Origin of the sequence: Rhodococcus sp. PAMC28707 (assembly GCF_004795915.1) — a bacterium.
Taxonomy (GTDB): Bacteria; Actinomycetota; Actinomycetes; order Mycobacteriales; family Mycobacteriaceae; genus Rhodococcoides.
Map to the genome: position 1 here is coordinate 2,297,855 of NZ_CP039253.1, position 13,409 is coordinate 2,311,263.

General features: G+C 61.8%; 13 protein-coding genes. 8 read left to right on the forward strand and 5 right to left on the reverse strand.

Features of this window, described 5'->3' with window-relative positions:
- Positions 1-99: 99 nt before the first annotated feature.
- Positions 100-789 (forward strand): TetR/AcrR family transcriptional regulator, encoded by a 690-nt coding sequence (locus tag E5720_RS10370; protein ID WP_136170599.1) that lies wholly within the window; start codon positions 100-102, stop codon positions 787-789.
- 63 nt (positions 790-852) lie between these two features.
- The gene (locus tag E5720_RS10375) at positions 853-1,461 is read left to right on the forward strand and encodes a YqgE/AlgH family protein (protein ID WP_136170600.1); all 609 of its coding nucleotides are present in this window, start codon (positions 853-855) and stop codon (positions 1,459-1,461) included.
- Between the two features lie 277 nt (positions 1,462-1,738).
- On the opposite strand, the gene E5720_RS10380 is transcribed toward E5720_RS10375, so the two are convergent.
- Complete coding sequence (locus E5720_RS10380; protein ID WP_247596257.1) at positions 1,739-2,656, reverse strand: VOC family protein; 918 nt, start codon at positions 2,654-2,656, stop codon at positions 1,739-1,741.
- A 330-nt stretch (positions 2,657-2,986) separates the two neighbouring features.
- Between E5720_RS10380 and E5720_RS10385 the strand changes: the two genes are divergently transcribed.
- Entirely contained in the window at positions 2,987-3,427 is a 441-nt protein-coding gene (locus E5720_RS10385) for a MarR family winged helix-turn-helix transcriptional regulator (protein WP_168708327.1), read from the forward strand.
- 157 nt (positions 3,428-3,584) lie between these two features.
- Here the strand turns inward: E5720_RS10385 and E5720_RS10390 are convergent, their stop codons facing one another.
- The 3 genes from E5720_RS10390 to E5720_RS10400 form a co-directional block, all read right to left on the reverse strand.
- Positions 3,585-4,526, reverse strand: a complete 942-nt coding sequence (locus tag E5720_RS10390; protein WP_247596258.1) for a GGDEF domain-containing protein — start codon at positions 4,524-4,526, stop codon at positions 3,585-3,587.
- Positions 4,527-4,825: 299 nt separating this feature from the next.
- Entirely contained in the window at positions 4,826-5,809 is a 984-nt protein-coding gene (locus E5720_RS10395) for a DUF1648 domain-containing protein (RefSeq protein ID WP_136170603.1), read from the reverse strand.
- Between the two features lie 7 nt (positions 5,810-5,816).
- The gene (locus E5720_RS10400) at positions 5,817-6,221 is read right to left on the reverse strand and encodes an SdpI family protein (protein ID WP_136172576.1); all 405 of its coding nucleotides are present in this window, start codon (positions 6,219-6,221) and stop codon (positions 5,817-5,819) included.
- Between the two features lie 69 nt (positions 6,222-6,290).
- Between E5720_RS10400 and leuS the strand changes: the two genes are divergently transcribed.
- Complete coding sequence (leuS, locus tag E5720_RS10405; protein WP_136170604.1) at positions 6,291-9,125, forward strand: leucine--tRNA ligase; 2,835 nt, start codon at positions 6,291-6,293, stop codon at positions 9,123-9,125.
- Positions 9,126-9,229: 104 nt separating this feature from the next.
- Complete coding sequence (locus E5720_RS10410) at positions 9,230-9,601, forward strand: hypothetical protein (RefSeq protein ID WP_136172577.1); 372 nt, start codon at positions 9,230-9,232, stop codon at positions 9,599-9,601.
- 365 nt (positions 9,602-9,966) lie between these two features.
- Here E5720_RS10410 and E5720_RS10415 read toward each other — a convergent pair whose 3' ends face one another.
- Complete coding sequence (locus E5720_RS10415) at positions 9,967-10,305, reverse strand: cupin domain-containing protein (RefSeq protein WP_136170605.1); 339 nt, start codon at positions 10,303-10,305, stop codon at positions 9,967-9,969.
- Positions 10,306-10,380: 75 nt separating this feature from the next.
- On the opposite strand from E5720_RS10415, the gene E5720_RS10420 reads away from it, so the two are divergent.
- The 3 genes from E5720_RS10420 (at position 10,381) to E5720_RS10430 (ending at position 13,408) form a co-directional block, all read left to right on the forward strand.
- Positions 10,381-11,148, forward strand: a complete 768-nt coding sequence (locus E5720_RS10420; protein ID WP_136172578.1) for an AraC family transcriptional regulator — start codon at positions 10,381-10,383, stop codon at positions 11,146-11,148.
- A 200-nt stretch (positions 11,149-11,348) separates the two neighbouring features.
- Complete coding sequence (locus E5720_RS10425; protein ID WP_136170606.1) at positions 11,349-12,377, forward strand: iron-siderophore ABC transporter substrate-binding protein; 1,029 nt, start codon at positions 11,349-11,351, stop codon at positions 12,375-12,377.
- Between the two features lie 80 nt (positions 12,378-12,457).
- Entirely contained in the window at positions 12,458-13,408 is a 951-nt protein-coding gene (locus E5720_RS10430; RefSeq protein ID WP_247596311.1) for an iron ABC transporter permease, read from the forward strand.
- Position 13,409 lies beyond the last annotated feature (1 nt).

The window sequence follows — 13,409 nt, forward strand, 5'->3', positions numbered from 1 at the left end:
AAGTGTGAGCGCTGCTCTCTGTTTTTGAGTGTGCACCTGCTCGAACCGAAAATCAAGAGCAGTGCTCTCTGAAACGTTCAGCGCTCTAGTATCGGGTGCATGACGACCACTCCCCGCGAACGAGCGCGCGCTCGGACGCTGGCCGACATCACTCGCATCGGCCGTGAACACCTCGCCGTCGATGGGGCTGCGGCACTGTCACTACGAGCAGTCGCGCGGGACCTGGGTGTCGTGTCCTCGGCGGTGTATCGCTACGTCAAGAGTCGCGATGAGCTGCTCACCCTCCTCGTCGTCGACGCGTATACCGAGCTCGGTGACGAGGTGGACGAGGCCGTGGATGCACTGGACTCGCCGATGGAGAAGTTTTTGGTACTCGGGCGGACCGTGCGCGCATGGGGTCTGCGCGAGCCTGCCGGATATGCCTTGCTGTTCGGAAGTCCGGTGCCCGGATATCACGCGCCTGCAGAGCACACGACCGGTCCCGGCACCCGGGTCATCGCCAAGCTCGTCGAAATTTTCGACGCGGCCTGGCGTGCCGGCAGGTTGGTCGAACGGCCGACCACGGTGTCGCTGTCTGGATTGCACCAAAATTTTGCCGAGGTTCGTAACGAAATGGGCACGAATATGTCCGACGAAGCGCTGGCCCGAGGAGTGCTGGTGTGGGCGTCGCTGTTCGGTGCCGTGAGTTTCGACGTCTTCGAACAGTACGGATCGTCGACTTTCAGTGCCCGCGACCAGCTGTTCGAGCATCAGCTTGCACTCTTGGTCGAGCTTGCCGGCCTGACGTAGCGCCCGAAAACGCGTGGCATGCCATGCGTTACAACGGGTGGTCGGCGGTGCCACAATGACTCCATGGCGTCGCATGCAGAAGAACCCGAAGACCAGATGGCATCGGTCGATCAGGCGGTGCGCCCGGGGAGCTTGTTGGTGTCTTCGATCGAACTGGTCGAGCCCACGTTTCGTCGAACCGTGGTGTACGTGATCGAACACAATGACGCCGGTAGCTTGGGTGTGGTCATCAACAGGCCGAGTGAGACTGCGGTACAAAATGTTCTGCCGCAGTGGACGGATTTGGCAGCTCGACCGAAGACGCTGTACGTCGGCGGACCGGTCAAGCGCGATTCGGCCCTATGTTTGGCCACGGTCCGAACCGGCGTCGCCATCGACGGTGTCCCCGGGATTCGACGCGTCGACGGGCGGGTAGTGATGGTCGATCTCGATTCCGATCCGGCAGAGATCGAATCCCTCGTCGAGGGCGTCCGAATCTTTGCGGGATATTCGGGTTGGACATTAGGCCAGTTGGCGGGCGAACTCGAGCGAGACGACTGGATTGTCGTCTCGGCCCTGGCATCCGACGTCATCGGAGCTCCGCGGCAGGATCTGTGGGCTCACGTCCTACGCCGTCAGCCGATGCCGTTGGCGATGCTGGCCTCACACCCGATCGACGTCACGCGTAACTGAGTACGATTTGCCGCTGATGAGCGCATAACGGACCGAATGAGAATCAAACCCTCAGTTGCGCAATGATATTCAAAATAGATGAGACATCGAGATGGACATCCCCGTTGGTGTGTATCGGTAATACAACGACCAGCGGGGACGCATCGACGCCGCCGCTCGCAACGTCATCTCGGGCGATCGAGCTGCCGACGACCGCACTGTCGACGGCACTGGGCATAGGAAGCGCTATGGCGCTGCCGAACGCGAGGATTCGAACCCTTCCTAGTTGCCCAGGGCATCACACGATGGACTCAGCCAGCGGTTTGATGATTCCAGGCAGCTGGGTCTTCGCGATCTCGGAGTGTTTGTGACCCCAGTAGCTAGGGCGGGTATACGTTCGTGCAACCCAGCTGAGATCGTCGACAGTGAGTCCTCCGTAGCCGTATTCGATTTGCAAGCCGGAGGGACTGCCGATGTAGACGGACGTCATCAGGTCATTGGTGTGGCGACCGAGGGATTGCATGATGTCAACATCATGACTGTCCAGCAAGTCGATCAGCCGACCGAGATCGTCCATGTGCTCGACCTCGAGCATGAGGTGATTGAAGCCCACGTGGCCAGGGTATTCGGACAAAGCAAGGGAGTGGTGACGCCCGTTGATGTGGTAGAAGCGCACATTGAAGTGCTTCGTAGTAATGCGGTCGGACAGACGAAATCCGAGGATGTCGACATAGAACTTGTTGGCCTTCTCGATGTTGGGGACCTGGAAGACGATGTGGCCGAGTCCCTGGTCGCCCGTGACGAATCCGCCCCTCATGGTGCGCCCAGTCGAGAAGGATAGTGGCGTCGCTGCTTTTCCCCAGCTCAGTTCGTGGCGGGTCCCCCACGGATCCTCGAACCACGCCAGTTCCGCGACCTCGCGTTCACGTAACAACTGCTGATCACCCCAGTGCACTGTCACACCCTGGGATCGGAGATGTGCCACGAAGGTGTGGAGATCGGTCTCGTTGGCGACACCCCAACCGGCATAGAGGAATTCGTCCTCACATGCTGGATGGACGGCAATGCGATAGTTGACATCGTCGATGGCCAGACGGACAGCTCCGTCGGGCCCGTCTTGGGCAAGCATCGCCCCGAGGACTTGGGTGCCGTAGTTTCGCCATTCTTCGGCGCGCGGCGAGCCAATACCGATGTACGACAGTTCTTGAATCATCATGCTCTCCTTTTTGGGTGGGACGATCGGGCGGGTTGATCGAAAGGTTCTTTCGCCAACCTCCATGCCGACCTGACCGAAGCTACACGTGTGACCCAATCATTGGCAATGCCATGTATCTGCATCGACTCGTCCGAGATACGACCTGGCTAGTTCTGTCTGAAGCGCTCGACAGCCGGCCCCGACGGGTGACCCGTGGCAATCATGAACACCCACTCGCGGGCCGCAATCGGGATCTGCACCAGTGATGTGTCGGCCGGTCGGCCATTGATACCAACCAACATTTCGCTATCGTTGGCTACATCAAATATTAGGGCAACCTATAATTGGGTGATGAGTACGCCAGAGCAATCTCCCCGTCTGTCACGACGGCCAGGGTTTGTGTTCATTCGTGCTGCTCTGCGGATCAGGCAGATATATGCAGAAGCCCTCGCCGGAGTAGGACTTCTGCCTAACCAGCACGCAATCTTGAGCACACTCGAGGAACTCGGGTCGTGCCATCAGAAAGAACTCGCGGAGCGCGTTGTCGTCGACCAAGGAGACATAGTCGCTTACCTAGACGGGCTACAAACCGCTGGACAAGTCGTCCGCGAACGTGATCCGAAGGACAGACGGCGTCAAATCGTCACAATTACAGATCTCGGTCGAGAAGTTCTTGCTGAAAGTGACCGAATCCTCGATCAAGTCGAAGCCGACACGTTCTCGGTGCTGAGCGAGAAGGATCGGGTCCACCTCGACCGAATCGCTACAAGCCTCACAAAGCAGCGGCTTTGACTATCGAATAGTGATTGACCCTGCGTCAGCGTGTCTGTCGCTCTACCGCGATTCCGCACTATCTCTACCCGGGCGATGTCGCGAACACAGCGCGGCGCTGCGGACAATCCAAGACAAGCGACGCGTTCAGGGTGTCAAGCGACGTCGAGGCTGGGAGTCAGAGTTTGGTCGTCGAGCTTCTGTTTCCACCGTCGAGTTTGGCCCGGTACATCATCGAGTCCGCGATCCGGCCGGCCTTGTCGATGACGGAGGGGCCGTCGACCCACAGGCTCGAGGGCGAGGCGAGGATGCACGCTCCGACGCTGACGGTGATGGGGATGGGGTCGCTGGAATTGTACAAAGTGTTCACTACGTCTTCGATGAGCTGATGCACCTCCGCATCCGGTGCGGCGAAGACGGTGACGAACTCTTCGCCACCGGTTCGCGCTACGACTCCGTTTTCCTGAAACAGCAGTGACAGTCGGTCGGCGACGCGGACGATCACGGCGTCACCGCTGTCATGTCCGTAGTAGTCGTTGACGACTTTGAATCGATCGATATCGATCACGAGGACTGTCAGGCTGAAGTTGCGCTCATGACCTCGGTGCCATAGGTCTTCGGCCGCATCGTCGAGCCCGCGACGGTTGAGCAGGTTGGTCAAGGGGTCGAGCAGTGAGCGTCGAGCATCACGGCTGATGGCAGTCCATGCGATGTGAGCGAGGAGCGGCACCACTGCCGTGGCTGCAAGAATTACCAATGCGGTAGCGAGGACGGTGGGGGTATCCTCGTCGGCGGCCAGGAGGTTGCGCACCGTCATGGCTGCGATGAAGCTGCAGCACAGTGCCAGATGAGCCAGCATCCATTTCTGGCTGACGAAGAAGATGCACAGGCCACCGGTCAGCGCGAAGAGACTGCTTCCGACGAGCGCACCGAACGGTGAGTAGAGCATCAGCACCGAGGCGGTTCCGGCATCACCGAAGATGGCATACGCGATGAAGTCCCGCTTGACGGGCAGAGGACCGAAAAACCAGCGTAGTGCGACGGCTACCTGCATGAGCAGCACAATCGAGATCCACGCTTGCGCGCCGAATCCGTGTGGGCCACGCGAACTGAACAGCATCAGAACAGAGGCGACTGCGTAGAGAGTTGTTGCCGAGCCGAAGACGTATTGCAGCGGCTGGTGGAGGCCACGTATGGATCTGTGCCTGCTCGTCCACTCGTAATCGAACGGCTGGGTGTACCAATCGATCAGTGCGGCCCGGGCGCTGTGTAGGGCCGGCCGGCGGTGGCTGGTCGGTCGACTCGTCTCCGACTGTCGACCGCTGAAAGGCGGTGTCGTGTCGTTCGTTCCGGCCTCCATCCCTAACCCAACCAGTTCGAGATTAGCCGACAAAACTGGCTTTCGGTCTGCTTCGGCGATCAGCGCCGCGAGGCGAGCGTGTTGAGAACTCCGACGATCTCTTCGGCACGGTCGCTCGTGATGGTCAGCCGCTGGCCGTTGGCGAAGGTGATGAACGCGGCGGGTCCCTTCCGGACCGCGACGGCGTAGTTGCCTCGACCCTTGACGCGTAGACCCCATCCGCCGAAGTCACCGAACGGATCGACTTCGCGAATCGACGCTCCGGTCACTTCGTCGATCGAGTAGTCGAAGGCGGCCATGCCGAGACTCCGCACTCCGATCCCTGACTCGTCCACGACCAACTGGTACCGCATCAGAGACAACGGAAGTATCGAGACGGGCACGAATATCGCAATCGGCCACCAGGAGTTCGATACCCAGCAGGTGAATGCGGCGGCTGCGGCGAGAATGACGAACAGGACGATCACGGCGACCCGGCCTGCGCCGAGGCGTTGAAAGATCGGACCGTCGAACTCGGCTCTCGGAAGGCTGGCGGGGGGCGGTGAAGTCGCAGGTGTGCGTTCACGGTAATCGCGTAGGAGCGAGGCTCCCAGAATTCCCACCGCGAACCCGACCAGGGTGCCCAGGCCCAATGCCCAACTCGGCACCTCGGCATCCTCGACTGTGCTGACATCGAGCTGCCCGGACAGAATTGCCAGCTGCAGAACTGTGATGAGTCCGACGACCGTCGAGCCGATCATCAGCATCGTGCGTCGCATGATCAGGAGCGCGTGGGCCAGTGCTGCGACGGCGCTACATCCGCCGCCGACCAGCACTATGACGATGGCGAGGGTCCAGGCGCTGGTGGTGGGGCTGGTGAACCCGTCTGGCTCGGTCCCGCTCCAGTGCGTCGCGATCTGCTGTGGGAGCCGCGACTTCCATAGGTAGGCCGCCGCGACGCCGAGCCCGGCGGCGAGGATCGGGACCACCACTCCGAAGACGACTCCGGCGGGATCGAATGTCCGCACTTTGTCTGTTTGCCCGTCCTGCGTTCGCGAAGTCATCTCGCGCTCAGCTCGGTTGGCACGCGTCTTTCAAAGTGCATGAGATGCACGAATGCCCGCAGCCGTCGTCGGCGACCGGGACGGGCGCAGCGGCAGCGGCCCGCGCTCCGATGGAACCACCGATACCTGCTACGACGAGTGCTGCGAGCACGCACGCGACAACGGCGACGACGGAAAACGCGCCACTGAGCAGCAGACCGGCAGCGCCGCCGATGAGCAAGAGAAGCGCTGCTGCGGCGTTGGTCGGGCCGGCGACACGGTTGGCCATGACGAAAGTCTCGTCGTCGCGCATCGACTCGGGGGTTCGCACACCGGCCCAGCGGTTGCGCGGCAACCGGCCCAGAAGACTGGCGGTGGCGACTGCGCCGACCACGAGAGCGAGCACGAACATCACTACGGACACGATGAGCACAGTGGCCACGATACGTCTCCACGAGGCCGAAGTACCAGTCGGCCCAGCTCACGCCTTAGGCTGGCGGGTGTGACCGATCCAGTTGATACGCCCTCCGAGACCGCACCCGAGTACCGCTACACCGCGGATGTGGCCGGGCGTATCGAGGAGCAGTGGCAAGACTTGTGGGATGAGCAGGGCATCTTCGACGCCCCGAACCCGGTCGGCGAGCTCGCCGGTGACGTACCGAAAGACAAGCTTTTCGTCCAGGACATGTTCCCGTACCCATCGGGCAGTGGTCTGCACGTCGGTCACCCACTCGGCTACATCGCCACGGATGTATTCGCCCGGTTCCATCGGATGCACGGACGCAACGTTCTGCACGCCCTCGGGTACGACGCCTTCGGGTTGCCTGCCGAGCAGTACGCGGTGCAGACCGGCACGCATCCGCGGTCGACCACCGAAGCCAACATCGCGAACATGCGACGTCAACTTCGGCGGCTGGGACTCGGACACGACCGTCGCCGCTCGCTCGCGACGACCGACGTCGACTTCTACCATTGGACGCAGTGGATCTTCCTTCAGATTTTCAACGCCTGGTACGACGTCGATCAGGCGAAGGCGCGTCCGATTTCGGAGCTCGAAGCGTCGTTCGCCGACGGTTCACGCTCGATGGACGACGGTCGAGACTGGTCCTCGCTGTCGGCAACCGAACGCGCAGGCGTTCTCGATTCGTACCGTCTGGTCTACGAGTCCAACTCGATGGTCAACTGGTGCCCGGGTCTCGGTACGGTGCTGGCCAACGAAGAGGTCACCGCCGACGGCCGAAGTGACCGGGGTAACTTCCCTGTCTTCCGTAAGAACTTGCGCCAGTGGATGATGCGCATCACCGCGTACTCGGATCGACTGATCGACGACCTCGAGTACCTGGATTGGCCCGAGAAGGTCAAGACGATGCAGCGCAACTGGATCGGACGTTCACGCGGCGCCCAGGTGGCATTCGGCACGCCGGCCGGCGACGTGGAGGTATTCACAACGCGTCCGGACACGCTTTTCGGTGCCAGTTATGTGGTGCTAGCGCCTGAACACGAGCTGGTCGACGGTCTGACCGCCGCGCAGTGGCCCGCCGACCTCCCGGCCTCGTGGACCGGCGGCGCCGGCACCCCGGCCGAGGCAGTCGCGTCGTATCGTGCCGCCATCGCGGCGAAGTCCGACCTGGAGCGCCAGGAGAACAAGCAGAAGACCGGTGTGTTCACCGGCTCTTACGCGGTCAACCCTGTTGACGGTCAGCACGTTCCGGTATTCATCGCCGACTACGTGCTCACCGGGTACGGCACCGGCGCAATCATGGCCGTTCCCGGTCACGATCAGCGGGACTGGGATTTCGCCACCGCGTTCGGCCTGCCGATTCGTGAGGTCATTTCGGGTGGGGACGTCACCGAAGCTGCGTACACCGGCGAGGGTCCGCTGGTGAACTCCGAGTACCTCGACGGCCTCCCCGTCGACGAGGCCAAGACCACGGTGATCGCCCGTCTGGAAGAAGAAGGCAAGGGCCGCGGCACTATTCAGTACAAGCTGCGTGACTGGCTCTTCGCTCGCCAGCGTTACTGGGGCGAGCCGTTCCCGATCGTCTACGACTCTAGCGGCAATGCGCACGCTCTACCGGAATCCGCTCTGCCGGTGGAGCTTCCGGAGGTCGAGGACTACGCCCCCGTCTCGTTCGATCCGAACGACGCCGACTCCGAACCGTCGCCGCCGCTGGCGAAGGCCACCGATTGGGTCGAGGTCGAACTCGATCTGGGTGACGGCCTGCAGACCTACAGTCGCGACACCAACGTCATGCCGCAGTGGGCAGGAAGCTCGTGGTACCAGCTCCGGTACATCGATCCGACGAACTCCGAGACCTTCGCCGACCCCGAGAACGAAAAGTACTGGGTAGGACCGCGTCCCGAGATCCACGGACCCAACGATCCGGGCGGGGTGGATCTCTACGTCGGTGGCGTCGAGCATGCCGTGCTGCATCTCCTGTATTCGCGCTTCTGGCACAAGGTCCTTTTCGATCTCGGCCATGTCAGTTCGAGCGAGCCGTATCGCCGCCTGTTCAACCAGGGCTACATCCAGGCATACGCATTCACCGACGCGCGCGGAGTCTACGTGCCCGCCGAAGATGTGGAAGAGCGCGACGGCGGCTGGTTCTACCAGGGCGAACCCGTCAACCGTGAGTACGGGAAGATGGGTAAGAGCCTGAAGAACTCCGTCTCCCCCGACGACATCTTCGCCGAATACGGCGCCGACACCCTGCGTGTCTACGAGATGTCGATGGGACCGTTGGATACTTCACGACCATGGGCGACGAAGGACGTCGTCGGCGCGCAGCGATTCCTGCAGCGCGTCTGGCGACTGGTCCTCGACGAGGAAACCGGTGCTGTCCGCGTCACCGACGAGAAGCCGAGCGAGGACACCTTGCGCGTCCTCAACCGGGTGATCGAGGGCGTGGAGGCCGATTACATTGCGCTGCGCGACAATACGGCCGGGGCGAAGCTCATCGAGCTGACCAATCACCTGACCAAGGCGTACCCGGCCGGCGCACCACGAGGAGTGGTCGAACCTCTGGTACTGATGCTCGCCCCGATGGCACCGCACTTGTCCGAGGAGCTGTGGAAGCAGCTCGGGCACGATCGCTCTCTCGCGCACGGTCCGTTCCCGCGGGTGGAGAAGAAGTGGCTCGTCGCCGACACCGTCGACTATCCGATCCAGGTCAACGGCAAGGTACGTAGCCGCATCAGCGTGCCCGCCGATTCCACCAACTCCGACGTCGAGAAGACCGCCCTCGCGGACGAGAAGATTCTCGCGATCCTCGAGGGCAAAGCTCCGACCAAGGTCATCGTCATCCCGGGCCGGATGGTCAATATCGTCCTGAAGTAGGTCCGTGACCGGTACCTTCGCAGGTGAAGGGCGAGGGTGAACAGGGGGCGTCGGTGGGTCTCGCGCGCGATATTCAACTGGTGGTGCCCATATTTTGGCTGGGTATGGTGATCGCGATTTCGTTCGTCGAAGCACCGATCAAGTTCAAGGCACCAGGGGTGACATTGGCGATCGGTCTCGGTATCGGCCGCAAAGTGTTCGCGGCGCTCAATATCGTCGAAGTGGTACTCGCCGTCGTCCTGTCGGTCGCGTGGCTCTACGCGGACACCGATGGTTGGCTGCTACTCGTGCTCGTTTCGACGATCCTTGTCGTTCAGGTCGCCGTGGTTCGCCCACCGCTGACCAAGAGGTCGAATCGGGTACTCGCAGGAGACGATGGGCCGCGCTCGAAGATTCACTTCGTCTACATCGCGCTCGAGGTAGTCAAAGTTCTTCTGCTGGTTGCGCTGACAATCGATCTTTTGGGGCAGATCTAATTTCCTGCACGGCGGCACCACCGTCATCGGCGTCGGGAATACATGGCACCGACGCCGATGACGTGATTTCGGGTGTGCGGTCGGAATTTACTTATTCAACTCAAAATGAATAGAAATTCGACGCGACCGGCTTCATCCGCTGTTTCAGCGCTTACGCTTGGTCAGCAATTCCGTTGATTCCCTGCTCTTTTCACGCTTCTCGGCGCGACGTTCTTTGATACTCTGCGCGGGTTTTCGAAGAGTTCGTCCCGTTTTCTCAGCCATTGACGCTCCCTTTTCGAAGTGGCAATCACGATCTGACACCGACCATACCCACAAAATAAAATAAAGCCAGTCGCGCGAGTATTTCCGATTGACAAAACCAATTACGGCGCAGGTATTTTCGCCACAGTCAATAATATTGTCGAGGTTTCGATTGCCTCGAGCGCATGACTCGAGTCGGGGACGATGATCAAATCTCCGGTCGATCCTTCCCAGGCGTCCTCGCCTGCGGTGAGGCGGACCCGGCCGTTCAGGACGTGGACCGTCGCCTCTCCTGGATTGTTGTGCTCGGCGAGTGTCTGACCGGCGACGAGCGCGATCACCGTTTGCCGGAGTACGTGCTCGTGGCCCCCGAACACGGTGTGAGCTGCGCGACCACTCGAGGCGCGTTCCGCGCTTGCGACCTGTTCGCGGGCCAGGGCCGTCAATGACATCTTCTTCATGTTGTCTCCTTCGTCGAGTGGTATCTCCCGGGTGAGGTTATCGCCGACCATGGCATCCTCGTGTGCGTGACGACGATGGACACACGCACACTCCCGATCTATGCGGCCGGTGAGATTGCGATGCCGTATGTCATCGACGGCTGGGACGAGGTAATCACAACCGACACCTGGTTCGAGGAGCATTCGCATCCCACTCACGAGTTGCTGTGGAACGAGTGGGGCGCATCCACCGCCGCGATCGGCTCCCGCATCTGGACCATCACCACGACGGTGGGCCTGTGGATTCCGGCGGGGCTGCTGCATTCCGGGTGGTTTCCATCCGGAACTCGAATGCGAACGGCACAATTTCGAGTGCAGGATGCACCGGCGATCGCACCCGATCCGGTCGGCGTCGACATCACCCCGATGCTGCGGCTGCTGCTCGATCGCCTCAACACCGAGCCACTGCCGGATTCCTCGCGTGTCACGACGGAGGCGATGGTGCTCGATGTTCTCGCTCCCTCCGCCCGGGAACTGCTCATCCGCATACCGCAGTCCGAGCTGCTGGCACCTATCGTGAGGACGGTTCGAGATCGCCCCGACGATTCGACGACGCTCGAGCAGTGGGCCCTTCGACTGAATGTCAGCACTCGAACCATCACCCGTGTTTTTCACGCCGAGACCGGCTCGAGCTTCAGGGAGTGGGTCGCGGGTGTTCGGACCCAACATGCGATGTCCATGTTGGCGCGAGGCGATGCGATCGAGGAGATAGCCGCCGCGGTGGGCTTCCGGTCCGTGAGTGCGTTCGGTGCGTCGTTTCGGAGAGTCAGCGGTATGAGCCCTGGACAGTTTCGAGCCCAGTGACATCCCCATGGAGTGTCCGTTCGGCGACAAACGCTGTCCATTTGGCGCGATTGCGTACTTACTGAGGGTGCACTATCTTAGGTGAGGGAAACCTTGCTTCACTGGAGTTGCTGCCATTGCGTCGGCGTTCGCGGGGTTTCCAAACCTGCACTGCCGCAGGACTATGCGCGACGCCCTGCGTCAGAACCCCGAAGGAACTCATGTCCAACGTCTCCCGCTTTTTCGTTCTGTCCGCGGCCGCCGCACTCACGGTCGGTCTGGCCTCCTGCTCATCCAGCAGCTCGGATGAAGGCGCGCCGACGACCAGCGCGGACTGGACGCCCGTCACCATCGAGCATGCTCTCGGTACGACGAAGATCGAGAACAAGCCCGAGCGCGTAGCCACCGTCAACTGGGCCAACCAAGAGGTGCCGCTGGCACTCGGGATCGTGCCGGTCGGCATGGCCGCGGCGAACTTCGGTGACGACGACGGCGACGGCATCCTCCCCTGGGTCAGCAAGAAGCTCGACGAACTCGGCGGCGACGCACCGGTTCTCTTCGACGAGACCGACGGCGTCGACTTCGAAGCCGTTGCCGACACCGAGCCCGACGTCATCCTGGCAGCGTATTCCGGCCTGACGCAGGAGGTTTACGATCAGCTCAGCGATATTGCACCGGTTGTCGCGTACCCGGAAACCGCGTGGGGCACTCCGTGGCGCGACATGATCTCGGTCAGCAGTAAGGCGCTCGGCATGGCCGCGGAAGGCCAACAGCTGATCGCCGACCTCGACGCACAGATCGACGACGCCGTGGCACAGCATCCGGCGATCGCCGGCAAGTCGGCAATGTTCCTCACCCACGTCGATACGACGAATCTGAGCGAGGTCAGCTTCTACACCACGCATGACACGCGCGCGAAGTTCTTCGAGGACCTGGGGATGGTCACCCCGCCGAGTGTCGCCGCGGCGTCGGCGTCGACCGACAAGTTCAGCCTGAAGCAGAGCGCCGAGCAGGCCGATGCGTTCAGCGACGTCGAGATCATCATCACCTACGGCGGCGACGAGCTGGTCAGTGCGCTCGAGGCCGACCCACTGCTCTCGCAGATGCCCGCAGTGAAGAACGACGCGATCGTCGCACTTCCCAGTGACGGCCCGATCGGCACCGCATCGAACCCGACTCCTTTGTCGATCTCCTGGGTTCTGGAGGACTACCTGGATCTGCTGGATCGAGCAGCTGACTCCGCGAAGTGACGCAGACCCTGACGGCGGCAACAGCACCCGTTCGAAAGCCGGCTTTGCTGAAGTCGACCGGACTGATCGTGCTCACCGCAGTGCTCGTGGCATTGGTTTTCGCCTCGATCACGATCGGTTCACGTGAGGTCGGGTTCGACGACATCATCGCGGCCCTGGGTGGATCCAAGGAAGGGTTCGACCAGGCCGCGGTGGCCACGAGACTTCCGCGAACGGTGCTGGCCCTTCTGGCCGGTGCAGCGTTGGGTGTCTCGGGTGCGGTCATGCAGGGAGTGACGCGTAATCCGTTGGCGGACCCCGGAATTCTCGGTGTGAACATGGGCGCTTCACTTGCGGTTGTCAGTGGCATCACGTTCTTCGGTCTCGCTGCGGCGACGAGTTTCGTTTGGGTGGCCATCCTCGGAGCAGCTGTGACCGCGGCGTTCGTCTATGCCATCGGGTCCCTCGGTCGCGGTGGTGCGACGCCGTTGAAGTTGGCGTTGGCCGGTGCCGTCACCTCGGCTGCGCTCATTTCCTTCGTCAGTGCAATTGCGTTGCCGCGCAGCGACTTGGCAGGCGGCATCCGGTCGTGGCAGATCGGTGGAGTCGGCGGTGCGGTCTTCGACAGAATCTGGATGATCCTGCCGTTCCTACTCGTCGGGTTCGCGATCTCCCTCGCTTCGGCTCGTGGCCTCAACTCGCTGGCACTGGGCGACGAGCTCGCTGCCGGACTCGGCGAACGCGTCGCACTCACCCGTGGGGCTGCGGCAGCCGGAGCGGTCATTCTGTGCGGGGCAGTCACCGCTGTCACGGGCCCGATCGGCTTTGTCGGCCTGGTGGTTCCGCACGTATGCCGCCTGATCGTCGGCGTCGACCATCGGTGGTTGTTGCCGTATTCGGCTCTCGGTGGGGCGGTACTTCTGACCGCTGGGGACATCGTCGGACGCATCGTCGCCCGGCCGGCCGAGATCGACGTCGGCATCATCACCGCGCTCGTCGGAGCTCCGTTTTTCATCTACATTGTTCGACGCCAGAAGGTATCCGCATTGTGAC